This window comes from Rhodococcus daqingensis (genome assembly GCF_042665615.1).
Taxonomy (GTDB): Bacteria; Actinomycetota; Actinomycetes; order Mycobacteriales; family Mycobacteriaceae; genus Rhodococcus_G; species Rhodococcus_G daqingensis.
Window position 1 is genome coordinate 126,901 of record NZ_JBHTCS010000016.1, and the last position, 24,916, is coordinate 151,816.

General features: G+C 70.0%; 22 protein-coding genes. 12 read left to right on the forward strand and 10 right to left on the reverse strand.

Annotated elements, in window-relative coordinates:
* Position 1 precedes the first annotated feature (1 nt).
* The gene (locus ACFQS9_RS13915; RefSeq protein ID WP_378405592.1) at positions 2 to 940 is read right to left on the reverse strand and encodes an ABC transporter permease; all 939 of its coding nucleotides are present in this window, start codon (positions 938 to 940) and stop codon (positions 2 to 4) included.
* Complete coding sequence (locus ACFQS9_RS13920) at positions 937 to 3,750, reverse strand: alpha/beta fold hydrolase (RefSeq protein WP_378405594.1); 2,814 nt, start codon at positions 3,748 to 3,750, stop codon at positions 937 to 939. The genes ACFQS9_RS13915 and ACFQS9_RS13920 overlap by 4 nt, the downstream gene beginning before the upstream one ends.
* Positions 3,751 to 3,898: 148 nt before the next feature.
* Here ACFQS9_RS13920 and ACFQS9_RS13925 point away from each other — a divergent pair, with 148 nt between their 5' ends.
* A complete protein-coding gene (locus ACFQS9_RS13925) occupies positions 3,899 to 4,351 on the forward strand; it encodes a universal stress protein (protein WP_378405596.1) in 453 nt (150 codons plus the stop codon).
* Between the two features lie 69 nt (positions 4,352 to 4,420).
* Here the strand turns inward: ACFQS9_RS13925 and ACFQS9_RS13930 are convergent, their stop codons facing one another.
* The 4 genes from ACFQS9_RS13930 to ACFQS9_RS13945 all read right to left on the reverse strand — a co-directional run bounded on the left by ACFQS9_RS13930 (position 4,421) and on the right by ACFQS9_RS13945 (position 8,763).
* Positions 4,421 to 6,721 (reverse strand): HelD family protein, encoded by a 2,301-nt coding sequence (locus ACFQS9_RS13930; protein ID WP_378405598.1) that lies wholly within the window; start codon positions 6,719 to 6,721, stop codon positions 4,421 to 4,423.
* A gap of 135 nt (positions 6,722 to 6,856) precedes the next feature.
* A complete protein-coding gene (locus tag ACFQS9_RS13935) occupies positions 6,857 to 7,264 on the reverse strand; it encodes a DUF4440 domain-containing protein (RefSeq protein WP_378405600.1) in 408 nt (135 codons plus the stop codon).
* A complete protein-coding gene (locus tag ACFQS9_RS13940; RefSeq protein ID WP_378405602.1) occupies positions 7,261 to 8,022 on the reverse strand; it encodes a DoxX family protein in 762 nt (253 codons plus the stop codon). The genes ACFQS9_RS13935 and ACFQS9_RS13940 overlap by 4 nt, the downstream gene beginning before the upstream one ends.
* 51 nt (positions 8,023 to 8,073) lie before the next feature.
* Positions 8,074 to 8,763 (reverse strand): MBL fold metallo-hydrolase, encoded by a 690-nt coding sequence (locus ACFQS9_RS13945; protein WP_378405604.1) that lies wholly within the window; start codon positions 8,761 to 8,763, stop codon positions 8,074 to 8,076.
* Positions 8,764 to 8,933: 170 nt separating this feature from the next.
* On the opposite strand from ACFQS9_RS13945, the gene uvrA reads away from it, so the two are divergent.
* The gene (gene uvrA / locus ACFQS9_RS13950) at positions 8,934 to 11,858 is read left to right on the forward strand and encodes an excinuclease ABC subunit UvrA (protein WP_378405606.1); all 2,925 of its coding nucleotides are present in this window, start codon (positions 8,934 to 8,936) and stop codon (positions 11,856 to 11,858) included.
* 542 nt (positions 11,859 to 12,400) lie between these two features.
* On the opposite strand, the gene ACFQS9_RS13955 is transcribed toward uvrA, so the two are convergent.
* Both ACFQS9_RS13955 and ACFQS9_RS13960 read right to left on the reverse strand, forming a co-directional pair.
* Positions 12,401 to 12,820, reverse strand: a complete 420-nt coding sequence (locus ACFQS9_RS13955) for a DUF1801 domain-containing protein (protein WP_378405608.1) — start codon at positions 12,818 to 12,820, stop codon at positions 12,401 to 12,403.
* Positions 12,821 to 12,893: 73 nt separating this feature from the next.
* Positions 12,894 to 13,238, reverse strand: a complete 345-nt coding sequence (locus ACFQS9_RS13960; protein WP_378405610.1) for a DUF1844 domain-containing protein — start codon at positions 13,236 to 13,238, stop codon at positions 12,894 to 12,896.
* 291 nt (positions 13,239 to 13,529) lie between these two features.
* Here ACFQS9_RS13960 and infC point away from each other — a divergent pair, with 291 nt between their 5' ends.
* From infC to ACFQS9_RS14000, 8 genes are all read left to right on the forward strand, one after another.
* Positions 13,530 to 14,234, forward strand: coding sequence for a translation initiation factor IF-3 (gene infC / locus ACFQS9_RS13965; protein ID WP_378405664.1), 705 nt, complete (start codon positions 13,530 to 13,532; stop codon positions 14,232 to 14,234).
* A 54-nt stretch (positions 14,235 to 14,288) separates the two neighbouring features.
* Complete coding sequence (rpmI, locus tag ACFQS9_RS13970) at positions 14,289 to 14,483, forward strand: 50S ribosomal protein L35 (protein WP_378405612.1); 195 nt, start codon at positions 14,289 to 14,291, stop codon at positions 14,481 to 14,483.
* Between the two features lie 68 nt (positions 14,484 to 14,551).
* Entirely contained in the window at positions 14,552 to 14,941 is a 390-nt protein-coding gene (gene rplT / locus ACFQS9_RS13975; RefSeq protein ID WP_027503191.1) for a 50S ribosomal protein L20, read from the forward strand.
* A gap of 23 nt (positions 14,942 to 14,964) precedes the next feature.
* A complete protein-coding gene (locus ACFQS9_RS13980) occupies positions 14,965 to 15,777 on the forward strand; it encodes a TrmH family RNA methyltransferase (protein WP_378405614.1) in 813 nt (270 codons plus the stop codon).
* 64 nt (positions 15,778 to 15,841) lie between these two features.
* On the forward strand, positions 15,842 to 16,912 hold the full coding sequence (gene pheS, locus ACFQS9_RS13985) for a phenylalanine--tRNA ligase subunit alpha (protein ID WP_378405616.1): 1,071 nt from the start codon (positions 15,842 to 15,844) through the stop codon (positions 16,910 to 16,912).
* A gap of 64 nt (positions 16,913 to 16,976) precedes the next feature.
* Positions 16,977 to 19,463 carry a phenylalanine--tRNA ligase subunit beta gene (pheT, locus tag ACFQS9_RS13990; RefSeq protein WP_378405618.1) on the forward strand — a complete coding sequence of 829 codons (2,487 nt, stop codon included), beginning with the start codon at positions 16,977 to 16,979 and terminating at the stop codon, positions 19,461 to 19,463.
* A gap of 112 nt (positions 19,464 to 19,575) precedes the next feature.
* On the forward strand, positions 19,576 to 20,046 hold the full coding sequence (locus ACFQS9_RS13995) for a hypothetical protein (protein ID WP_378405620.1): 471 nt from the start codon (positions 19,576 to 19,578) through the stop codon (positions 20,044 to 20,046).
* A gap of 66 nt (positions 20,047 to 20,112) precedes the next feature.
* On the forward strand, positions 20,113 to 20,304 hold the full coding sequence (locus tag ACFQS9_RS14000) for a hypothetical protein (protein ID WP_378405622.1): 192 nt from the start codon (positions 20,113 to 20,115) through the stop codon (positions 20,302 to 20,304).
* A gap of 58 nt (positions 20,305 to 20,362) precedes the next feature.
* On the opposite strand, the gene ACFQS9_RS14005 is transcribed toward ACFQS9_RS14000, so the two are convergent.
* Both ACFQS9_RS14005 and ACFQS9_RS14010 read right to left on the reverse strand, forming a co-directional pair.
* The gene (locus tag ACFQS9_RS14005; protein ID WP_378405624.1) at positions 20,363 to 22,015 is read right to left on the reverse strand and encodes an acyl-CoA dehydrogenase family protein; all 1,653 of its coding nucleotides are present in this window, start codon (positions 22,013 to 22,015) and stop codon (positions 20,363 to 20,365) included.
* Positions 22,016 to 22,046: 31 nt separating this feature from the next.
* Positions 22,047 to 22,667, reverse strand: a complete 621-nt coding sequence (locus ACFQS9_RS14010; protein WP_378405627.1) for a TetR/AcrR family transcriptional regulator — start codon at positions 22,665 to 22,667, stop codon at positions 22,047 to 22,049.
* A gap of 124 nt (positions 22,668 to 22,791) precedes the next feature.
* Here ACFQS9_RS14010 and ACFQS9_RS14015 point away from each other — a divergent pair, with 124 nt between their 5' ends.
* Entirely contained in the window at positions 22,792 to 24,318 is a 1,527-nt protein-coding gene (locus ACFQS9_RS14015) for a class I adenylate-forming enzyme family protein (RefSeq protein ID WP_378405629.1), read from the forward strand.
* 95 nt (positions 24,319 to 24,413) lie between these two features.
* Positions 24,414 to 24,902, forward strand: coding sequence for a DUF420 domain-containing protein (locus ACFQS9_RS14020; protein WP_378405631.1), 489 nt, complete (start codon positions 24,414 to 24,416; stop codon positions 24,900 to 24,902).
* The last annotated feature ends 14 nt before the right edge of the window (positions 24,903 to 24,916 follow it).

Sequence of the window (24,916 nt, forward strand, 5' to 3'; positions counted from 1 at the left end):
CCTAACTCGTGATGTCCTTGACCGCGAACTTCTGCCAGGCCACCAGACCGAACACCGCCGCGTAGGCCAGCGCGGAGAACGACCCGAGCACGATGTCGTGCCAGTCCACCGTCGGCGCCAGCAGCCTCGTCCAGGCGAACGAGAAGTGTCCGGGCAGGTAGTCCCGCCACTGGCCGAGCGCGGTGATCTGGTCGAGGATCTGCACCAGGATGGACACCATCACGGTGCCACCGACCGCACCCAGCGGCGCATCGGTGAGCACCGAGAGCAGCAGGGCCAGGCCCGCGACCCAGGTCAGGTTCACCGCGATGTAGGCGAGCGCGACGAGCAGCCGTCCCACCGCCTCGCCGTAGCCGAGGGAATCGCCGAACGGGGTCACCAGCGGCCCCGTCCCATACAGGGCGGTGCCGAGCGCGAGCGCCACCCCGAACAGGATCAGGATCGACAGCACGGACAGGGCCGCGGACACGATCGCCTTCTGCTGCAGCAGCCGGCTGCGCGGCACGGGGATGGCCAGCAGGTACCGCAGCGACGACCACGACGCCTCGCTGGCCACCGAATCGCCGAAGAACAGTGCCACCACCACGATCAGCAGGAAACCGACCGACATGAACAGGCAGAACACGGTGAAGTTCACGCCGCCCCTGGTGCCGAGTTCGATCAGGTCGACGGCTCCGGAACCGGAGTCCGACCCGCCGATGGCGAACGCGACCGCCAGGATCACCGGCAGCAGCGCCAGGAACCCGAGGGCCAGATGGGTTCTCCTGCGCTTGAACTGTCGCTTGAGCTCGGTGCGCAGCGGCAGGGTGTGCGACGCCCGGTAGCCGTCCGCCCGGCCGTCGGTATGGGACGTGACGGCACCGCCGTCGGTGTGGGACGTGACGGCACCGCCGTCGGTGTGGGACGTGACGGCACCGCCGTCGGTATGCCTGCTCGTCATGAATCCTCCCGGTCGTGCTCGCGATGGTCGGACACGTCCACCAGCCGGAGGAACACGTCCTCGAGGCGCGTCGTCTTCGACAGTCCCCGCACCCCGATGCCCGCACCGACCAGGGTGTTCACCAGCGCCGCGGGGTCGGTCCGGCCGAGATCGACCCGCAGCCTGGGGTGTTCACCCTCCATCAGGCGTACCGGCCCGAGCCCGTCGACCGACTCGAGGACCGTGGCCGCCCGGACCGGGTCGTCGACCCGCAGCTCGGTGGCGCCCTCGGTGGAGGTGAGTTCCTCCACGGTGCCGGAGCTGATCACCCGGCCGTGGTTCATCACCACCACGTCGGTACAGGTCTGCTCGACCTCCGCCAGCAGGTGGCTGGAGACGAGGACGGTGCGTCCGGTGCGCGCGTAGTTGATCAGCACCTCGCGCATGGCGCGGATCTGCGGCGGGTCGAGTCCGTTGGTCGGTTCGTCGAGAACCATCAGGTCCGGCAGCCCCAGCATCGCCTGGGCGATGGCGAGCCGCTGCCGCATCCCCTGGCTGTAGGAGCGGACCTTCCGTTCGATCGCGTCGCCGAGGTCGGCGATCTCGAGCGCCTCGTCCATCCGGGCCTCGGCGGACGGCCGCCCGGTGGCCTCCCAGTACAGCCGCAGGTTGTCGATGCCGCTCAGGTGCGGGAGCAGGCCGGACCCCTCGACGAAGGACCCGAGCCGGGAGAGCACGGGCGCGCCGGGGGTGACCTTGTGCCCGAAGACCCGGATCTCGCCCTCGCTCGGGGTGATCAGTCCCATCAGCATCCGCAGCGTGGTGGTCTTGCCTGCCCCGTTCGGGCCGAGCAAGCCGAGGACCTGGCCGCGGCGGAGGGTGAAGCTCACCCCGTCGACCGCCCGGAACCCGTTGTCGTACGTCTTGCGGAGGTCGGTGATGACCAGGGGCGTATCGACGAGGGAGGGTTCGACCTCGGCCGCCACGCGGCGCCGACGCCGGATCGCACCGATCGTCACGAGCAGCGCGGCCCCGCCCAGGATGCCGGCGATGCCGATCAGCGGGGCGACCGGCAGCGAGCGGCTCGACGTGGTCGCCGGCACGCTCGGAACGCGCAGTGCGGCGTCGGGGTCGAGGGCCACGGTGTACTGCGCCGGGCTCAACGGATTCGCGTAGGCCTGGTCCGTGGTGGTGACGACCACTTCGATGTGGTGCCCCTCCGGCACCTGGTACGCGAGCGCGGGGAGTGTGACCGAGATCGGGAGTGGTCCGGCGGCCGCACCCTCGGGCAGCCGGATCGCGGAGACCCCTCCGCCGGGCAGGGTCCGCCCGCCGTCGGGGCTCACGTCGTACAGCTTCGCGAACAGCACGCCCTCCCCGGGGGCGGCGGCGGTGGTGATGGTGAGCCGCACCGACGTGCCGCCGGTGATGGTGAGTGGCCGATCGAGCGGTGCGGTCGCAAACGAGGCGGACTGGCCGGGCGGGTCCGCGGCCAGCTCCACCGCCGGTCCGCCCGCTGCGTTGAGACTCGACAGCGCCGCGCCGAGGCCCGGGACCGCGGACAGCGCGGCGGGCGAGGCGCCGGGCGGCCGCAGGATGCTCTGCGAAGCGGGTCCGGCGAGAGGGAGCTCGATCGCGGGAGCCGGCGGCGCGCCCGGAACCAGGCCCGGATAGTCCGCCGCCGTCATCCGCCGGTAGGAGGGCCGACCCTGATCGGTCGGGGTGCCGGGTAGCGAGAACACGAACTCCTCGTCGACCTCGCCGGATCCGCGCAGCCGCGCGGACAGGAATCGCGCCGTCGCGGACTCACTGAACCGGGTGCCCTCGCCCCCGGCGTCGTGTCCACCGGGGAACCACCGCACCTGGACGGGGGTTCCCGCCGCCGCGATCTGCCGTGCGGTCGCGTCGGACTGGTCCAGTCCGAACAACGTGTCCTGTTCGCCCTGGATCAGCAGCGTGGGTGCGGTGATGCCGGCCGCGACCGCGGCGGGGGAGTGCGCGCGGAGCAGTGCGAGCAGTTCCGGGCTCGGCCTTCCGGACACCGCGGCCGCCGCATACTCCCGGCAGAACTCGATCGCGAATCGCCCGCACGGACCGGGTACCTGCCGGGGTTCGCCCCCGTTCGTGCCGGCATCGAGAGGTGCGGCGCCCGCGCCGAAGAAGATGCCCGCCCAGCCGCGCTTGAGCACGCCGGGGCCACCGTACCCGGCCGCCGCGGGCGTCGACGGCGCCATCGGCTCGGTGGTACCGAAATTCGGAAACAGGGCATGGCCCAGGTCATTCCACGTGATCGCCGCGGCGATCGCATCGATCCGCGGGTCGAGTCCGCCGAGCATCAGTGACAGTGCGCCGCCGTAGGATCCGCCCGCGACGCCGATGCGTGGGTCGCCGGGACCGTCCTGCTGTACGTCGCCCCGCGCGGCCAGCCAGTCGACCAGACCCCGTGCATCCGCAACCTCACGATCCGGATCGTTCAGCGAGATCTGCCCGGTGCTGAGCCCAAACCCCCTGGCGCTGTACGCGAGCACCACGAACCCGTCGTCCGCGAGCGCACGCGCCTGCGCGGCGACGGAATCCTTGCTGCCGCCGAATCCGTGCGCGAGCAGGACGGCGGGTGCCGGGGTTTGCTGTGGAAGATACAGGCGGGCATCGATTTTGACCTGATCGGTGTCCGTGGGGTCGGCGGGGAGTGTCAGGGTGACGTCCTCCGTGACGGGTGCCGGATGGTCGGCGATCGACCTGGTCACGACGACACTGCCGACGCCGACGGCGACGAGGGCGGCGGCCACGACGATCCGGGTCCTGATTCCACGCGGCCGGGGGATTCGCATGAGATCTAATGTAGCGAGGCGGCCCCGATGTGCGTTGTGCCGCAATTCCCCCTAACCCGATCGCGATCCGGCTAGGGTCTTTCCCAGCGGCCGGGCTGTCCGTGATTCTGCGGGGCTCCGGTGAGACCTGAGCACCTTGGAGGAATGAATGAGCGCCTACCGCACCATCGTCGTCGGAACCGATGGCTCGGATTCGTCTCTGAAGGCAGTGGACAAGGCTGCGTCGCTGGCGTCGGATGCCGGCGCGTCCCTGGTCATCGCCTGCGCCTACTACCCGGCGGACCCGAAGGACATCGAGGCCGCGCAGGACACCCTCCGTGAGGACGCCTACCAGATCACCGGTTCCGCGCCGACGTTCGAGATCCTGCGCACCGCCCGCGAGCGGGCGCACGCGGCGGGAGCGACCAACGTCGTCGAGCGCGCGGTGGTCGGTGCCCCGGTGGACTCGCTGCTCGCCCTCATCGACGAGGTCAAGGCCGACCTGCTGGTGATCGGCAACCGTGGGCTGAACACCCTCACCGGGCGTCTGCTCGGTTCGGTGCCCTCCGATGCGGCGCGCAAGTCCACGTCCGACGTCCTGATCGTGCACACGGTCCGCTGACCACCCGCGTTCTTCCCGCCCCCGCCGGTTTCTCCGGCGGGGGCGGTTTTGTGATCGGGGTCGCGAAAACTATTCGAGTACAGAGAGTTTGGACAGTCCGTCGGGCAGAGGATGCGCGTGTACGACGCCGAGTCGCTGGGTGGCGCGGGTGAGTGCGACATAGAGGTCGTTCAAGCCGCGCGGCGACTCGTCCACGATCAGGCTCGGCTCCACGATCAGGACCGAGTCGAATTCGAGTCCCTTCGCCTGCCGGACCGAGAGCACGCTCACCGACTCGGAGATCAGATCCAGGTACTCGTCGACGCCGGACTCGCTGGTCAGGACCGCGACGAGGCCGGGGCCGGTCTCGGCCGCGACCAGTCGGCGGACCTGCTCGGCGACGGCGCCGACCGGAACTCGCCTGGCCCACGGCCGCGTCCCCGAGTCGCGCACGGAGCGGGGGACCGTCTGGGTGGGGTCGATCCGGGCGAGCACGTCCTGCGCGACCGCCATGATCTCGGACGGCGTGCGGTAGTTCACCGTGAGCTCGGTCAGCTTCCACCGCCGGGCGACATACGGCTCGAGCACGGTCTGCCACGACGAGCTGCCGGCCGGATCGCCGGTCTGGGCGGTGTCGCCGACCAGGGTCATCCACCGATTGGGGATGCGCCGCATGAGCATTCGCCAGGCCATCTCCGAGAGTTCCTGCGCCTCGTCGACGATCACGTGCCCGTAGGTCCAGGTGCGATCGGCGGCGGCGCGCTCGGCCGCGGTCTGGGACTGACGCAGATCCTGGCGTTGGGCGAGCTGGCTCGCGTCGATCAGGTCGTAGGCCATCAGGATCTCGGGATCCAGCTCGTCCTCGAGGTCCTGCGGGGCCGAACCGGTGAGGATGTCCAGCGCACCCTGGGCGTCGGCGATCTGCGCCCGCCATTCGCGGTTCGCGCGCTCCCGTTCGGCCGCGTCGTCGACGCCGAGCAGTTCGGCGAGCTCGTCGAGCAGGGGAGCGTCGGCGGCACTGAACCCGGCGACCCCGGTGCGGTGCAGCAGCTCGCGGTGGTCGGCGCTGAGCTCGCGCGCCGCCGTGGCCAGGCGCTTTCGGGAACCGAGTAGGTCCGCGAGCACCCGCTGCGGCGTCAGCTGCGGCCACAGCCCGTCGATGGCGGCCATCACGTCCTGGTCGCCCCGCATCTCGTCTCTGATGTCGGCGACGTCATCGCGGCTGAGCAGGTTCGCTCCGCCGAGGACGTTCGATCCGATCCGGGCGGCATGCTGATCCGCCAGGGCCTCGATCACCGCCGAGACGAAGATCGGCCGGGCGAGGTTGTGCGGGCGCCGCGACGAGCGGGCCCGTCCGCGCGCGCGGGCGACGATCTTGCGATCGAGGGTGATCGGATAGGAGTCGAACGTCAGCCGGATCGGTTCCGGTGGGGTCTCCTGCCGGTCCCGGACCGCCTGCTTGAGGACCTCGACCATCGCGAGGGAACCCTTGACCTCGCCACACTCGAGCGAATCCTGATGTGTGGCACGCACTCCCGGGTAGAGGTCGCCGATGGTGGAGAGCAGCACGCCGGTCTCGCCGAGCGAGGGGAGCACCTGTCCGATGTAGTCGAGGAAGGTGTCGTTGGGTCCGACGATCAGCACCCCGCTCTTCGCGAGCTGCTGCCGGTAGGTGTAGAGGAGGTACGCGGCCCGATGCAGCGCCACCGCGGTCTTTCCGGTTCCGGGTCCGCCCTGCACGACCATCACCGACTTGTGTTCGGAGCGGATGATCGCGTCCTGCTCCGACTGGATGGTCTCGACGATGTCGTTCATGTGGCCGGTCCTGGCGGCGTTCAGTGCGGTGAGCAGGGCGCTCTCGCCCGCAACGCCGCCCGCGCCGTCGAGGGCGCCCGCCCGCTCCGCGGTGGCCAGGTCCAGGTACTCGTCGCCGAGCCCGGTGACAGTCCGGCTGCGGGTCCGGATGTGCCTGCGCCGGGTGACGCCCTCGGGCGCGGCCGGGGTGGCCAGGTAGAACGGCCGGGCCAGCGGGGCCCGCCAGTCCAGCAGGAGCGTCTCGTAGTCGTTGGACTCGTCGAGGATGCCCACCCTGCCGATGTAGCGCCGCGCGTCGCCGTCGGGGCGTTCGGTGTCCGGATCCTGACCGTCGAGGTCGATGCGGCCGAAACAGAGCCCGTTCTCCGCCGCGTCGTACTTGGCGATGTCCTCGGTGTACATCAGGCTGAACGACTCGCGCTCGCTGCGGGCCTGCGGTGTGCCGCCCTTCTCGAGGAGCACCTTGCGCAGGCGGGTGGCGGCATAGTCGCGCAGCGAATCCAGACGGTCGTACAGCATCGTCACGTACTGCTGCTCGCGCTCACGTTCGTCGTGCTGCAGCGCCTCGTCTGGCAAGTGGTCTCCTCGGACGGAAGGGAGGGAAAAGTGCCCAGCGAGTCTAGTGGGCAGGCGACCCGGACGCAGAAGTCCCAGGTCGGCGCGCTGGTCGGGGCAACGCGGTGTGGTCCGGGGCATCGCCGGGTCGCCTGGTCAGGCGGCGAGGAGGGTCTCGTGCACCGAGCGCCACCGCAGCCCGTTGCGCGCGCCCGGCTCCGGGACGAGCACGGCGGTGACCACCCGTACGCCGGACCCGTCGTCGGTGTGGTGTGTCTCGTGGAACCGGGCGATGGCCACATCGGCGGTCACGAGCTGAACCTCGATAGCGGTGATCGCGATCCGCAGGCCGGGAACGGCGTTGCCCGCACCGCGCAGCGAGTCCGCGAGTTCGTCGCCGGAGACGACTCGTCCCTCCGTGGTGACGAGGGAGAAGTCCGCGGTGTGAGCGCCGATGAACTCGCTCAGCAGCGCGGGGTCCGCGGCGGTCCCCAGCCACCGTTCCAGCGCCAGGTGGTGGTCCTCGATCTCGCGGATGACCTGGGTGTCCGTCGCCGCTGTCACGAGCGCGGTTCCGTGACGGTCCGCCGGGCCCGCCGGACGGCGCGCTCGGCGCCCTCGCCGACCGTATGGCCGAGTCGGGTCCCGCGTTCGGCCGCCACCTCGGTCCACTCGGCGCCGTGTTCGCGCGCCAGCGCGAGGAGCTCGGGCGCACGTTCCTGTGCCACCTCGGCCAGCGCGGCCCCGCGCCCGGCGGCTTCGGCGGCCAGTTCACGCACCCGTTCGGATGTGGAATGCAGTCGCTCGCCGACCGCGGCCTGAGCCCCGCCGTCCGGGGCTGGGGGCAGCGCCGCCAGAACAGCGTCGGACGCCCGGCGGGCGGCACGGCGGCCCCGCCAACCGAGGGACGGCCTGCCCTCGGTGTCGACGCCCGCGATGAGCAGGCCGCCGAGCAGACTCATGTTCTTGAAGAACTGGGTCCGGTGCGCGGCCCGCTGTGCCGGGTCGGACTCCGCCCAGAAGGCGTGGCTGGCAAGGGTGGTCGGCAGCAGGCTGCCCGCCAGCGTCAGCGACGCGATGCGGGGCACCGTGCCGGTGGCGAGCAGCGCGCCCGCGCCCGCCTGGATCGCCCCGTTCAGCCGGACCAGGTTCTCGGGGTGCGAGGGGACCAGCGCCGCGACCCCTCCGGGGAGGGCGCCGTGCGCGCGCTGGATGAACGGCTCGGCGAGCGCCGCCTTACCGGCCGGATGCCGGAGGGCATCGATGCCGCCGGTGATGAACACCGCCGCGAGCAGGGGGCGGGCGATTCGACGGACCAACATGAGGTGGCCTCCTCGTGATCGGGTGTATTCCACCCTAGCCACGGCCGGGTGTCACCAACCGCGTTCCTGCCACTCCGCGAGGAAGGGGCGCTCGGCGCCGAGCGTGGTGTCCTTACCGTGTCCCGGGTACACGACGGTGTCGTCGGGGAAGCGCTCGAAGAGCTTGGTCGTCACGTCCCGGTAGAGCGAGGCGAACTTCTCCTCGTCGGCGGTCTTGCCGACGCCACCGGGAAACAGCGAGTCGCCGGAGAACAGGTGGACCTGGCCGGAGGCCGGGTCCGTCAACGCCAGCGCGATCGAGCCGGGGGTGTGACCGGCGAGATGGATGACCTCGAGTGCGAGCCTGCCCACCTCCACCAGGTCGCCGTCGGTGACGGTGCGGTCGGGCGCGACCGGGAGCGGATCGGCGTCGAGGGCGTGCGCGATGGTGGGCACCCCGGTCTTGTCGACCACCTCGGCGAGCGCGAGCCAGTGGTCCGGGTGCTGGTGGGTGGTGACGATCGAGGTGAGGGTCGGCGCGGCGGTCGACACCAGGCTCACGAGCCGGTCGGCGTCGTTCGCGGCGTCGATGAGCAGGGATTCGCCGGTCTCGGAACAGACCACGAGATAGGCGTTGTTGTCCATGGGGCCGACGGAGATCTTGGTGATGCTCGCGCCCGCGAGGGATCGCCGCTGCGGGGCGGAGTCGGCCGTGAGTTCGCCGGTGTAGTGGTCGTCGATTGTCATCTGCTGCCCGTCCATGGAGGGGACGCTACCGTCGAATGAGGGCCGGCGAGGGTTCGGGCGCGCGAACGCGCGCGGCGGGGCGCGGGCCCGTCCGGTCGCCGCTCCACCGCACGTGTCGGTACCCCGGCCTACCATGTGCAGCGCGTGAGGACTCTCGCCTCAGCGCCGACGAGAAGGGACATCGAGTGGCGGACCGCCTGATCGTGCGAGGAGCGCGTGAGCACAACCTGCGAGGCATCGACATCGACCTGCCCCGGGACAGTCTCATCGTCTTCACCGGGTTGTCCGGCTCCGGGAAGTCGTCGCTCGCATTCGACACCATCTTCGCGGAGGGCCAGCGCCGCTACGTCGAGTCCCTGTCGGCCTACGCCCGCCAGTTCCTCGGCCAGATGGACAAGCCGGACGTCGATTTCATCGAGGGCCTCTCGCCCGCGGTGTCGATCGATCAGAAGTCGACCAACCGCAACCCGCGGTCCACGGTCGGCACCATCACCGAGGTGTACGACTACCTGCGGCTGCTCTACGCCAGGGCCGGCACCCCGCACTGCCCCGTGTGCGGCGAGCAGATCGCCAAGCAGAGCCCGCAGCAGATCGTCGACCAGGTGCTCGCGATGGAGGAGGGCACCCGCTTCCAGGTGCTCGCACCGGTCGTCCGCACCCGCAAGGGCGAGTTCGTCGATCTCTTCGACCAGCTCAACACCCAGGGATACGCCCGAGTCCGGGTCGACGGGGTGGTGCATCAGCTGACCGACCCCCCGAAACTCAAGAAGCAGGAGAAGCACGACATCGAGGTGGTCGTCGACCGCCTGACGGTGAAGGCGAGTTCGAAACAGCGGCTCACCGACTCCGTGGAGACCGCGCTGCGCCTGGCCGACGGCATCGTCGTGCTCGACTTCGTCGACCGTGACGAGGGCGCTCCCGACCGGGAACGCCGCTTCTCGGAATCGCTGGCCTGCCCGAACGGGCACGCGCTCTCGATCGACGATCTCGAGCCGCGATCCTTCTCGTTCAACTCGCCGTACGGCGCGTGCCCGGAGTGCACCGGCCTCGGCATCCGCAAGGAGGTCGACCCCGACCTGGTGGTGCCGGACCCGGAGCTGAGCCTCGAGGACGGCGCGATCGCACCGTGGTCGATGGGACAGACCTCGGAGTACTTCGGCCGCCTGCTGTCCGGGCTCGCCGACATCATGGGTTTCGACATGTCGACCCCATGGAACGAGCTGCCCGCCAAGGCCCGCAAGGCGGTCCTCGAGGGCAGTGCGGACCAGGTCCACGTCAAGTACAAGAACCGCTACGGGCGGACCCGGTCCTACTACGCCGAGTTCGAGGGCGTGATGCCCTTCCTGCACCGCCGGCTCGAGCAGACCGAGTCCGAGCAGATGAAGGAACGCTACGACGGGTACATGCGCGACGTGCCGTGCCCGGCCTGCGACGGGGCCCGGCTGCGGCCGGAGATCCTCTCGGTCACCATCTCGGCCGGTGAGCACGGCAAGAAGTCGATCGCCGACGTCGCCGAGCTGTCGATCTCGGACTGCGCGGAATTCCTGAACAGCCTCACCCTCGGCGCCAGGGAGGAGGCCATCGCCGGTCAGGTCCTCAAGGAGGTGCAGGCGCGGCTGGGGTTCCTGCTCGACGTCGGGCTCGAGTACCTGTCGCTCTCGCGCGCGGCGGGCACCCTCTCCGGCGGCGAGGCCCAGCGGATCCGCCTGGCCACCCAGATCGGCTCCGGACTGGTGGGCGTGCTGTACGTGCTCGACGAGCCGTCCATCGGTCTGCACCAGCGTGACAACCGGCGGCTGATCGAGACACTGACCCGGCTTCGGGATCTCGGCAACACGCTCATCGTGGTCGAGCACGACGAGGACACCATCCGGACCTCGGACTGGGTCGTCGACATCGGCCCGCTTGCGGGCGAGCACGGCGGCAGGGTCGTGCACAGCGGCCCCTACCAGGAGCTGCTGACCTGCGAGGAATCCCTCACCGGCGCATATCTTTCCGGTCGGTCGACGATCGAGGTGCCCGCGATCCGCAGGCCCGTCGACAAGAAGCGGCAGGTCACCGTGGTCGGGGCGAAGGAGCACAACCTCAAGACCATCGACGTGAGCTTCCCGCTCGGTGTGCTCACCTCGGTGACCGGCGTGTCCGGCTCGGGCAAGTCGACGCTCGTCAACGACATCCTCGCGACCGTGATGGCCAACAAGCTCAACGGGGCGCGCCAGGTTCCCGGTAGGCACACCCGGGTCAACGGGCTCGATCAGCTCGACAAGCTGGTCCAGGTGGACCAGTCGCCGATCGGGCGGACCCCGCGCTCGAACGCGGCCACCTACACCGGCGTGTTCGACAAGATCCGCACCCTGTTCGCCGCGACGACGGAGGCGAAGGTGCGCGGCTATCAGCCGGGACGGTTCTCCTTCAACGTCAAGGGCGGCCGGTGTGAGGCGTGCTCGGGCGACGGCACCCTCAAGATCGAGATGAACTTCCTGCCGGACGTGTACGTCCCCTGCGAGGTGTGCCACGGGGCCCGGTACAACCGGGAGACCCTGGAGGTGCACTACAAGGGCAAGACCATCGCCGAGGTGCTGGACATGTCGATCGAGGAGGCGGCGGACTTCTTCGAGGCGATCACGTCGATCCACCGTTACCTCAAGACGCTGGTCGAGGTCGGGCTCGGCTACGTCCGGCTGGGTCAGCCGGCGCCGACCCTGTCCGGCGGCGAGGCGCAGCGCGTGAAGTTGGCCGCCGAACTGCAGAAGCGCTCGACGGGCCGCACCGTGTACGTGCTCGACGAGCCGACCACCGGCCTGCACTTCGAGGACATCCGCAAGCTCCTCGGCGTCGTCAACGGTCTGGTGGAGAAGGGCAACACGGTGATCGTGATCGAGCACAACCTCGACGTGATCAAGACGTCGGACTGGGTGGTCGACATGGGCCCCGAGGGCGGTTCGGGCGGCGGCACCGTCGTCGCGGAGGGCACCCCGGAAACGATCGCCGCGGTCCCGGCGAGCTACACCGGCAGGTTCCTGCGCGAGGCGCTCGATGCCGCGCCGGTCGCGCCTGCCGCGTCGCCGAAACGCAAGCGTGCACCGCGCAAGGTCGCCGCGAAGGTGTGAACGACGCGAGGGCCGGGACCGGATACGGTCCCGGCCCTCGCCGGCGAAACAATCGTGTCGAGCTAGACGCCCGTGCTCGGGGGGGTCTGGGCCGAGCCGCTGGCGACGCCCGCGAGCAAGGAGTTGACGATGTTGGCAATCGATCCGAACAGGCCGTCGATGTCACCGGGGTTGGGCATGTGAGCTCCTTCAATGCGATGTGCGGTGTTCATTACCGAGTCGCTGGAAGCCAGCGTTCTCGTTGGCTGGAGACGAATCGAGCTGTGCCGCCTCCTCACGTGCAGGAAGGATGACGACGGGCAGAACGAATGTGATCCCCCGACTGCAGCGAAACCCCGAACCGATCCGGTTGGCTGGGTCTTTCGTGGATCGTCCGAATGGGTGTCCTCGCTGCATCCGGAATCTTTGTACACGAACCGGACTGGACGCGCGTACGGAATCTGAGGCCCGCTTTCCGCGAACGATTGTGACGTCCATCACAGGCGGTCCGATGGGCTGTCGAGTGGGGGAACGGTGCTGCTCAGGACGCTGATTAGGTCCGCTCAGGAGTCCGCGGACATCGCGCGGGCAGCGCTCACCGAGGCCTCGATCAGCGAGCGCAGTTCGGCCTCGTCGACGTCGGTGAGTCGCTTGATGTAGAGGCAGCCCTTGCCGGTGCGATGCTTGCCCAGGCGCTGCAGTGCGTCGCGGTGGTCTTCCAGGCTCAGGCTCAGATAGAGGGTGAGGGCCGTCGACCGGGGGGCGAATCCGATCAGTGCCGTGTTGCCGTGATGCCCACTGGCGTAACGGTAGGTGCGGTTGCCGAAGCCGATGATGCTCGAACCCCACAGGGCGGCAGGCTCACCGGTGGCGGCCTGCATCAGGTCGATCAGGCGCCGGCAGTCGGCTCGGGTGACGTCGTCGGCCAGCGAGTCGAGGAATTCCTCGACGCTGTCGCCGGTCGGCTGGGTCTTGTTCGCCACGTGTTCAGTATCGTCGCTCGGGGTCGCCGCCATCGCGTGAACGGAGCACCCGATGGCGGCGGGGAGGGCGAGGTCAGTACACCGGTCCGGTGTACTTCTCGCCGGGGCCGTTGCCCGGCTCATCGGGATGGGCCGACGCCTCGCGGAAGGCGCGCTGGAGCGCCTGGAGCCCCTCGCGGATCGGGCCTGCGTGCGGGCCGAGGTACTCGACCGAGGCCGTGACCAGGCCAGCGAGTGCGGTGATGACCCGGCGGGCCTCGTCCAGGTCGAGGTGCTCGCTCTCGTCGGGGTCGGGGGAGGAGAGGCCGAGCTTCTCGGCGGCCGAGCTCATCAGCATCACTGCCGCGCGGCTGATGACCTCCACTGCGGGCACATCGGCCAGCTCGCGGACGTCGCCCGTGTGAGTTTGCTCTGTCATGCCTGCTAGACTTCCATACACGACCGCCCCCGAGGATATCGGGGGCAGCAAGTGGAGTCCGACTCCCACCGCTATCCGGCACATCAAACACGCTGGTCAGTGGTCCGGTCGCCCGCCCCAAGGGCTGGTTTCGCACGGTGATCCGTGTGAAGTCCGTGCCGGGACGGGTTCCCTCTTTCGAGGGGATGAGTGTCGCGATCTGATCGCGGCGGTCGTCGAACCGGTCGACATCGGGCCCCGCATGGTGAAAATCCAGCGGGGCTCTTTTGTTGGGAGAGTGCGGGCAACGGGCTGCCGGCGGTCAGGACGACCACGCCGCTCAACCTAGGAGGCCCCATCAGCACTGAGACCCGCATCAACGATCGCATCCGCGTACCCGAGGTTCGACTCGTCGGACCTGGCGGTGAGCAGGTCGGGATCGTGCGTGTTGAAGATGCACTCCGCTTGGCCCTCGAGGCCGATCTCGACCTGGTCGAGGTGGCGCCCGACGCCCGTCCGCCGGTGTGCAAGATCATGGACTACGGCAAGTTCAAGTACGAGGCCGCGCAGAAGGCGCGCGAATCGCGCAAGAACCAGACGCTGACCGTGATCAAGGAGCAGAAGCTCCGTCCGAAGATCGACGACCACGACTACGAGACCAAGAAGCGCAACGTTGTCCGCTTCCTCGAGGCCGGGTCCAAGGTCAAGGTCACCATCATGTTCCGCGGTCGCGAGCAGTCCCGCCCCGAACTGGGCTTCCGGTTGCTGCAGCGCCTCGGCGCCGATGTCGCCGACCTCGGCTTCGTCGAGACCTCGGCGAAGCAGGACGGCCGCAACATGACGATGGTGCTCGCCCCGCACAAGGGTGCCAAGACCCGGGTCAAGGCCCAGGAGAGTGCTCAGGCACCGGTGCCCGTGGTCCCGAGGCCCGCGTCGGCGCCCGCGCCGGAGGCACCCGCCGCGCCGGCCGCTCCGGCACCGGCCGAGGGTGCTGCGCCCGAGGCGCCGACCAGCTAGCCAGACCAGCACCACCGAAATGCAGTACCGAAGAAACAGAGAACTGAGGACTCCATGCCCAAGATGAAGAGCCACAGCGGCACCGCGAAGCGATTCAAGGTGTCCGGCAGCGGGAAGATCCTGCGCCAGAAGGCGGGCCGTCGCCACCTGCTCGAGCACAAGCCCACCAAGGTGACCCGTCGCCTCGATGGCAAGGCCGTCGTCAGCAAGGCTGACACGCCCCGCATCAAGCGCCTGCTCGGCATCTGATCGAAGACCAGCACTTTTTGACCAACCCAGGAGCGCCCGTCGCGCTCCGAGATTGACAGGATTTCCCAGTGGCACGCGTAAAGAGGGCGGTCAACGCCCAGAAGAAGCGTCGTTCGATTCTTGAGGCCTCCAAGGGCTACCGTGGACAGCGCTCGCGCCTGTACACCAAGGCCAAGGAGCAGCAGCTCCACTCGCTCACCTACGCGTACCGCGACCGCCGCGCGCGCAAGGGTGACTTCCGCAAGCTGTGGATCACGCGTATCAACGCCGCCGCGCGCGCGAACGACATGACCTACAACCGCTTCATCCAGGGCCTGAACGCCGCGGGTGTCGAGGTCGACCGCAAGATCCTCGCCGAGCTGGCCGTCTCCGACGCCGAGGCGTTTGCCGGCCTGGTCGCGATCGCGAAGGCCGCGCTGCCTGCCGACGTGAACGCACCCGCCGGGGAAGCAGCCTGAGCAAGCTGAACCAGGAGCGACCCGTGGACCCGTTCACCGAGCGGACTCCACGGGTCGTTTCTGCTGTCAAGCTGTTGCGCGGCGCCGAGCGCAAGAAGGCGGGGCGTTTCCTGGCCGAGGGCGCGAACTCGGTGACCGCGGCGCTCGCCACCGGCCGGGTGGAGGAACTCTTCCACACCGAGGATGCGGGCGCGCGATACGGCGACCTCGTCACCGCGGCCGCGGCCGCGGGTGTGCGGGTCTCGCCGATCACCGAGCGGGCTGCCAAGTCGCTCAGCGACACGGTGACCCCGCCGGGGCTGGTCGCGGTCTGCGGACTGCTCGACATCCCGCTGGACGAGGCGTTGGCGGGATCGCCCACATTGCTGGCCGTCCCTGTCGCGGTGTCCGAACCCGGCAACGCGGGAACGGTGATCAGGGTGGCGGACGCGGTCGGAGCCGACGCCGCGATCCTGGCCGGCGACAGCGTCGATCCGCACAACGGCAAATGCGTCCGGTCCTCCGCAGGCAGCGTGTTCCACCTGCCGATCGCGCGGGAGCGCGACGTGGCGCACGTGCTCGAGCAGATCACCGCCGCGGGGGTGCAGATCCTGGCGACCGCCGCCGACGGCGAGGTCGACCTCGACGACGCGGACGAGTTGCTGGCCAGGCCGACCGCGTGGCTGTTCGGCAACGAGGCGCACGGCCTGGACCCGGCGATCGCCGCCAGGGCCGACCACCGGGTGCGGATTCCCATCCGCGGCCGCGCGGAGAGCCTGAACCTGGCGACCGCGGCCGCCATCTGCCTCTACGCGAGCGCGCGGGTGCAGCATCGGCAGGACCGACCGACAACCTAGGATTGTTCTGCCGCGCGCCGGGTGCGCGCGGCGCGACGACCATCGACGAGGAGTTTGACCAGCCGTGGCAAAGAACGAGGCCGAGAGTTCAGGACCGATCGACACCGACGCGCTGACCGAAGACGCGCTCGGTGCCGCGGCCGAGCGGGCCGAGTCGGCATTCGCCGCCGCAGGCGACCTCGACGCACTGGCCAAGGCGAAGATCGACCACCTGGGCGACAAGGCGCCGCTGTCCCTCGTCCGGCGCGCCCTCGGCTCGCTGCCCGGCAAGGAGAAGGCCGACGCGGGCAAGCGGGTCAACGCGGCGCGCACCAGGGCCACCACGGCCTTCGACGCCCGCCGCGAGGTGCTGCTGGCCGAACGCGACGCCGCGGTGCTCGTCGCGGAGGCGATCGACGTGTCGCTGCCCGTCGGACGCCGTCCGGTCGGCGCCCGGCACCCCATCACCATCATCTCCGAGCAGGTCTCCGACGTGTTCGTGGCGATGGGCTGGGAGATCGCCGAAGGGCCCGAGGTCGAGACCGAGCACTTCAACTTCGACGCGCTCAACTTCCTGCCGGACCACCCCGCCCGGACGATGCAGGACACCTTCCACATCGCGCCCGAGGGTTCGCGGCAGGTTCTCCGCACGCACACCTCGCCGGTGCAGGTCCGGACCATGCTCTCGCGTGAGGTCCCGATCTATGTGGTGTGCCCCGGTCGCACCTTCCGGACCGATGAGCTGGACTCGACGCACACACCGGTCTTCTCCCAGCTCGAGGGCCTCGCGGTCGACAAGGGCCTGACCATGGCACACCTGCGCGGCACCCTCGACGCCTTCGCGCGGGCGCTGTTCGGTCCCGATACCCGGACCAGGATGCGGCCCAACTACTTCCCGTTCACCGAGCCGTCCGCCGAGGTGGACGTCTGGTTCCCCGGCAAGAAGGGCGGCGCGGGCTGGGTCGAGTGGGGTGGCTGCGGGATGGTCAATCCGAAGGTCCTGCGGGCCAGCGGAATCGATCCCGACGAGTACTCCGGATTCGCGTTCGGTATGGGTCTGGAGCGAACCCTGCAGTTCCGCAACGGCATCCCGGACATGCGCGACATCGTCGAGGGCGACGTGCGATTCACCCTGCCCTTCGGTGTCCAGGCCTGACGGGCATGGAGCCTGCGGAATGCCCAGACAATCGAGACCTCGAGAACGAGAGAGCTGAGTAGACGTGCGAGTAGCGCAATCGTGGCTGACCGAGATCCTGCAGCGGGCGACCCCCGACTGGGAGGTGACGGCCGAGGAGCTGGACGCCGGTTTCGTTCGCGTCGGCCTCGAGGTCGAGGAGGTCGACGTCCTGCACCGGGTCCCCGGACCACTGGTGGTCGGACGGGTCGTCTCGATCACCGAGCTCACCGAGTTCAAGAAGCCCATCCGGATGTGCCAGGTGGACGTCGGCGAGGCCGAGCCCCGCGGAATCGTCTGCGGCGCCCGCAACTTCGCCGAGGGTGACCTGATCGTCGCGGCCCTGCCCGGCGCTGTCCTTCCCGGTGACTTCAAGATCGCCGCGCGCAAGACCTACGGCCAGGTGTCCGACGGCATGATCTGCTCGGTCGCCGAGCTCGGCATCGGCAAGGACCATTCGGGCATCCTCGTGCTCGAGCCCGGTACGGCCGCGCCCGGCGCCGACGCCAACGAACTGCTCGGCCTCGGCGACACGATCATCGAGCTGAACATCACCCCCGACCGCGGGTACTGCTTCTCGGTGCGCGGGCTGACCAGGGAGCTGGCCTGCGGGTTCGATCTGGAGTTCGCGGACCCCGCGGTGCTGCCCACGCACGAGTCGGCAGGCGAGGCCTGGCCGCTGACGGTACTGCCGGAGTCCGGTTCGCCCCGTTTCGCGCTGCGTCGTGTCACCGGAATCGACCCCGCCGCCGTCACCCCGTGGTGGATGCAGCGCCGGCTGCTGCTCTCCGGGGTGCGTCCGATCTCCCCGGCGGTCGACGTCACCAACTATGTGCTGCTCGAACTGGGGCAGCCGCTGCACGCCTTCGACGCGAACAAGCTCATCGGCGGCCTGGTCGTGCGCCGGGCCGCGGCCGACGAGAAGCTGACCACCCTCGACGGGGTCGAGCGGACCCTCGACGCCGAGGACGTGGTGATCGCCGACGACACCGGCGCGGTCTCCCTCGCGGGCGTCATGGGTGGTGCCAGCACCGAGGTCGGCGTCGGCACCACGGAGGTGCTGCTCGAGGCCGCCATCTGGAACCCGCTCGCGGTGTTCCGGACCTCCCGCAGGCACAAGCTGATCAGCGAGGCCAGCAAGCGCTACGAACGCGAGGTCGACCAGGCCCTGCCCGCCGCGGCGCTCGACCGTGCCGCCGCACTGCTCGTGGAGATCGCGGGCGGCCGGATCGAGCCGGTCCTCACGGATGTGGGCGGGGTCGACGAGCCCGCGCCGATCCGCATGGACATCGACCTGCCCGATCGGGTGGCGGGCGTGGCGTACCCGAACGGGACCGCGGCGCGGCGGCTGACCCAGGTCGGCTGCGGTGTGGATGTGGGGGTCAGCGAGACCGGCCACGGCCAGCTCGTGGTCACCCCGCCCACCTGGCGTCCGGACCTGGAGCAGCCGGCGGATCTGGTGGAGGAGGTGCTGCGCCTCGAGGGCCTCGAGCAGATTCCGTCCGTGCTGCCCGCGGCACCGGCGGGCCGTGGCCTGACCCCGCAGCAGCGTCGCCGTCGCGCCGTCGGCCGGGCGCTCGCGTTCGACGGGTACGTCGAGGTGCTGCCGACGGTGTTCCTGCCCACCGGCGTGTTCGACGCCTGGGGCCTCGATGCCGACGACGCGCGTCGCAACACCTCGAAGGTGCTCAATCCGCTCGAATCCGATCGTCCGGAGCTCGCGACAACCCTGCTGCCCGGACTGTTGGAGATCTTGTCCCGCAACGCTTCTCGTGGTCAGCGCGATCTTGCGTTGTTCGGCATCGCGCAGGTCGTCCTTCCGGGTCCCGACACCAAGCCGGTGCAGGCACTGCCGGTGGACCGGCGTCCGAGCGATGACCAGATCGCCCATCTGCTGAAGTCGCTGCCCGATCAGCCGACCCACGTCGCCGCGGTGCTGACCGGGCTCCGGGAGCCGAGTGGTCCGTGGGGCGCGGGCCGCGGCGTCGAGGCGTCCGACGCGTTCGCTGCCGCGGAGACGGTCGCGCGGGCGGCGGGCGTGCACCTCGAGCGCCGGGCCGTCCAGTACCTGCCCTGGCACCCCGGCCGCGGCGCCGAACTGCTGGTCGACGGTGTGGTCGTCGGGCACGCGGGCGAGCTGCACCCGGCGGTGCTCGAGCGGAGCGGTCTGCCGCCGCGTACCTGCGCGGTGGAGATCGACCTCACGGCGCTCCCGATCGCCGAATCGCTTCCGGCGCCCAGGGTCTCGCCGTTCCCGGCGGTCCTCCAGGATGTCGCGGTGGTGGTCGAGGCGTCCGTGCCGACCGCGGCCGTCGAGTCCGCATTGCGGGCGGGAGCGGGGGAGCTGCTCGAGGAGATCCGGCTGTTCGACGTCTTCGAGGGCGCGCAGGTCGGCGAGGGGCGCAAGTCCCTGGCCTTCGCACTGCGATTCCGCGCGGTGGACCGCACGCTCACCGAGGACGAGGCCTCCACGGCCCGCGACGCCGCGGTGGCTGCGGCGTCCGCCGCGGTAGGGGCGCAGCTCCGCGCCTGATCCGTCCGCCGAGAGTGCACCTGGCGGGGCATCGGCCGGGTCGGCCGCCCGGCAGGTGCACTCTCGACATGGGCTGCCGTAGCCTTCAGGCAAGTCGACGGAATGAGGTGTCATGACCGATTCCCTGAGTGTTGCCGAGGGGCTGGGCCGGCTCACCGACCAGGAGTTGCTGCGCGCGATCGTCGCGGCGACCGCGGGCCGTCCCGCGCTGGCGTCGGTCGCGGCCGCCGCGAACGCGATCAGCGGTGAGGTGCCGGCCGCGCCGGGCGTGCCGATCCCGGCCGAGGTGCCGATGCCGGTCGACGTGCCCGTGGTGACCGACCCGACGGCGGCGGCCGGTGCCCCGGGCCCGACGGGTCCGGGGTTGCCCGGCGCGGTCCCCGTACCCGACTACACCGAATCCGGTGTGCCGACCTTCGATTCGGTTCGCGAGAAGATCGAGACCCGGAGCGGGACGGCGGCAGGCAGGACCGAGCTCGACGCCGAATCCCCGGCGGGTCGCACCGTCGCCGAACAGTGGGACGAGCGGCAGAAGGCGGCGAAGAGCAAGCTCGACGAGATCCGAAAGTCCATGGACACCTAGAGCGCTCGGCGTACGGTGTAGCCATCCCACTGTGCAACTTCATCACCAAGACGTGGAGGTAGTGCCATGGTCTGGTCGGAAATCGGGGTCGTCTTCGGCTACGCGGTCGTCTTCATCACCGTGGCGGTCGTCCTCATCGGAGTCACGATGCTCTTCATCGTGTCGATCTGGGAGAACTTCGGGCAGCGCAAGCCGCGCGGATTCCCCGACGAGCCCGGTGATGGCCGGCGCCGATCGGCAGCACTTCGCCTGGAATGAACGACCGGCGGGCCGGTCGGGTGACGGTTCCGCCGCAACCCGACCGGCCTCGACCGGCCTAGTTGCGGTCCAGGATCGTTCCGAAGTCGGTGCCCACGGGGAGCGTGCCGTATTCGAGGTCGCGCTCGGGTCCGAGCCGCGCCGCCAGGAAGGCCTCGGCGACCGTGGACGGTGCGGTGCGCAGGAGCAGCGAGCCCTGCAGGCCGAGCGCCATCGCGGCGGCCACGGGACGCGCGCGCAGCTGAGCCTGCGCGGTGTCGAGGGTGGCCAGCTCGGCCAGCGCGCCGCGGATCCGGGTGAGGTGTTCGTCGAACAACCGCGACTCCCCGGACGCCAGCGCGAGCTCCGCGTCGAAGGCGGCGACGGATTCGGGTTCGCGCGTCATGGCCCGCAGCACGTCGAGGGCGATCACGTTGCCGGAACCCTCCCACACCGCCATCACCGGCTGCTCGCGGTAGCGGCGGGCCAGCGGGAACGCCTCGGTGTACCCGTTGCCGCCGAGGCATTCGAGGGCCTCGTAGGCGTGGTGCGGTCCGCGCTTGCAGATCCAGTACTTGGCGACCGCGGTGGCGAGCCGGCGGAACGCCTTCTCGGAGTCGTCGGCGTCCTCGTCGTGGGCGCGGGCCAGGCGAAGCGCGGTGGCGGTGGCGGCCTCCGATTCGAGCGCGAGATCCGCGGCGACCGCCGTCATCGCGGGCTGGTCGATCAGCGTCGCGCCGAACGCGGCGCGGTGGCGCACGTGCCACAGTGCCTCCGCGACCGACTGGCGCATGCCCGCGGCCGAGCCGTACACGCAGTCCAGGCGGGTGCGCGAGACCATCTCGATGATGGTGCGGACGCCGCGGCCCGGCTCGCCGACCAGGTGTCCGATCGTGCCGTCGAGCTCGATCTCCGACGAGGCGTTGGACTTGTTGCCGAGCTTGTCCTTGAGGCGCTGGATGCGGAAGACGTTGCGGGTGCCGTCCTCGAGTACCCGGGGGACCAGGAAACAGGACATGCCCTGCTCCGAATACGCCAGGATCAGGAACCCGTCCGACATCGGCGCCGAGCAGAACCACTTGTGCCCGGTCAGCGACCAGCTGCCGTCGGAGTTCGGGACCGCGCGGGTGGTGTTGGCCCGCACGTCGGATCCGCCCTGCTTCTCCGTCATCGCCATGCCGAACAGCACGCCGGGCTTGTGGCCTGGCGCGGCGAGGACGCCGTCGTACCCGCGGGCGTAGAGGCGCGGCAGCCACAGCTCGGCCAGTTCGGGGGAGAAGCTCAGGGCCGGGACGACCGAATGGGTCATGGAGACCGGGCAGGAGTGGCCGGGCTCGACCTGCGCGAACATCATGAACGTGGCGGCGCGAGCGACGTTGGCGCCGGGCCTCGGGTCGGCCCACGCGGAGGTGTGGGCGCCGTGCTCGACCGCCGCGCCGATGATCCGGTGGTAGCTCGGGTGGTACTCGACCTCGTCGATCCGGTGACCGTACCGGTCGTGCGTGTGCAGGGTCGGGAGCACGGTGTTGGCCAGCTCCGCGTCGTGCTGGAACTCCGCGGTGCCGACCAGCGCGCCGACCTCGGTGAGATCGTGCTGCGCCCACTCGGCGTCGTAGCGGCGCACGCCCTCGACGAGCGGGACGTTCGAGGTGAACTCGTTGACATCCAAGCGCGGGGGCGCCTGGTTGAAGACCTCGTGGGTGCGGTGCGGCGAGGCGACTGTGTCGGTCATGTGTTGGTTCCTTTTTGGGTATCGGCTGCGGTCAGGCGGTGAAACCGACCGCGCGCAGGCACAGTTGGAGGATGGCGGCGACGATGTCGTCGTCGGAGAAGGTCTCGGGCAGCTCCACCGGGGTTGGGGAGAGCCGGCCGGTGAGGGACTCGCTGATCGCGCCGATCAGCGCGGCCGCGGCGATCCCGACGTGCTGCTCGGGCAGTTCGCCCGCATCGATGCCCTCGCGCAGGATCGCGGTGGTCAGCTCGACGTAGGAGCCGCGGTAGACGAGCCGCTCCTCGTCGATGCGGGGATCGACCGGCTCGAACAGCAGCGACCAGGCCATCTGACGGCCCCGGATGGCGCGGCGCGCGAACGTCTCGACGAGCGCGCGCAGTCGGTCCGCCGCGTCGGTGTGCCGGGCGACGGCGGTCCGAACCTCGTGCAGCTCCTGGTCCGCGCCGCGGCGGAACACGGCGGCCAGCAGGTCGGCCCTGCCGTCGAAGTACGAGTACACCGACCCGACGCTCACACCGCAGTTCTCCGCGATGGCCTTGACCGAGGCTGCGACGAATCCGCCCGCCGCCACCAGCTTCCCGGCCTCGGCGAGCAGCACCTCGCGACGCTCCGCCTGGGCCGCGCGGGTCTTCTCCGTCGCTCGGTAGGCCATCGTCGGCGCCTTTCGTAAAACTATGAATCGTGATTCAATCCTTGTCGATCCCGACTGTAGAACGAATCGCCGTAGACGGCAATCCGGCCGCGACGACAAGCCGGGCGCCACCCGAGGAGGACCCATGGACCTGACGACGATGCTGGAGAGCACCTGCCGGAAGTTCCCGGACAAGGAGGCGGTGGTCTACGGGGCCGAGCGCCTCAGCTACCGCGAACTCGTCGCCGCGTCGAAGCGGGCGGCCGAGGTGCTGCGCGGACTGGGCGTCCGGCACGGCGACCGGGTCGCGGTGATGACCTACAACAGCCCCGGGTTCGTGATCGCGGCCTTCGGGGCGTGGCGCGCGGGCGCGGTGCTGGTGCCGGTCAACCACAAGCTGGCGCCCCCGGAGGTCGAGTACACGCTCGCGCACTGCGGCGCGAGGGTCGGCGTGGCGTCCGCGGACCTGCGATCGATCGTGGAGGCCGGGGCGCCCGGGGTGCGCTGGCTGTACACCGAGGCGGGCGGGGAATCGGACCCGGCACGGGATTTCGACGCGCTCGTCGAGGCAGCGGACGAGTGGGAGGGCGTGCCGGTGGACGAGACCGAGATCGCGCAGATCCTCTACACCTCCGGTACCACCAGTGCACCGAAGGGATGCAGGCACACGCACCGCTCGATCGCGACCGTTCCGCCGTACATCGCGGCCACGATGGGACTCGATCGGGACGATCGGTTCCTGATCGCGATGCCGATCTGGCACGCGTCGCCGCTGAACAACTGGTTCATGACGACGATGTTCCTCGGCGGTACCGCGGTGCTGATGCGCGAGTACCACCCGCTCCGCTTCCTGGAGACCGTTCAGGCGGAGCGCATCACCGCGTTCTTCGGGGCGCCGATCGCGTACCTCGCGCCGGGGCAGCTGGCCAGGGCCCAGGGCATCGACCTGGCGTCCTTCGATCTCGGTTCCGTGCGGCGCTGGATCTACGGCGGCGCACCCATCGGCGCGGGCACCGCCACGCAACTGGCGCAGGCCTACCGGTCCGACGCGTTCTACCAGGTGTACGGGATGAGCGAGATGGGTCCGGCCGGCACCGCGCTGTACCCCCACGAACAGGTGAGCAAGGCCGGCTCCATCGGCCGGGCGGGCATGCCCGGCATCGACCTGCGGGTGGTGCGACCCGACGGGAGCGACGCGGCCCCGGGCGAGGTCGGGGAGATCTGGCTGTCGGGGGACACCCGGATGGTCGGCTATCTCGACAACGACGCCGCCACGGACGAGGTGTTCGAGGGTCGCTGGTACCGGACCGGAGATGTGGCGCGGGTCGACGAGGACGGCTACCTGTTCATCGTCGACCGCACCAAGGACGTCATCATCACCGGCGGCGAGAACGTGTACTCGCAGGAGGTGGAGGAGGCGATTCGCCCGCGCGCGGACATCGTCGACGTCGCGGTGATCGGGCGCCCGCATCCGGAGTGGGGCGAGACGGTGGTCGCGGTGGCGGTCACGGTCGGCGGCGCGGCGCTCGAGCTGGACGAGTTGCGGGACTACCTGGCCGACAAGCTGGCCCGCTACAAGATTCCGCGGGAGCTGGTCGTCGTCGACGAACTGCCCCGGAATCCGTCCGGCAAGCTCACCAAGCACGTGATCCGGGAGGCGGTGCTGTCCTGACCGGCGCGGGGCCCGCCGGTCCGGCCTGATACCGTCCGAACCACATCTTCCCGACACGGTGTCGGGAAGATTGGGACAAGGGTGTGGTTTCGGCGATGAACGACTTCAGTGGGATCGACGGCTTCCTCGGCACGAGGGCCTCCTCGGCCATGGACATGATGGTGCTGTTGATGGCCCTGGTGGTGGCGGTCCTCGGTTGGAGCATCTACCAGGTCAGGGTCGGCAGGCGCTTCCGGCTGCACAGGTCGGTACAGCTCGCGCTCGGGGTGGCGCTGCTCGTGGCGGTCGTCCTCTTCGAGCTGGACGTGCGCTTCAACGGATGGGAGGAGCGAGCGGCGGGTGTGGTCGGCGGCTCGGCGTCGAGCCTGGTGTGGTCGGTGCTGTCGGTCCACCTGGTCTTTGCGGTCTTCTCGGTCCTGCTGTGGCCGGTGGTGATCGTTCGGGCGGTGCGGAACTTCGGCGGCTCGCCGCGTCCAGGGGCGCACAGTGCGTGGCATCGGCGGTGGGCGCGGATCGCCGCGATCGGCATGACCCTGACCGCGGTGTCCTGCTGGGCCTTCTACTGGGTCGCGTTCGTCGTCTGACGGCTGCCCGCGCC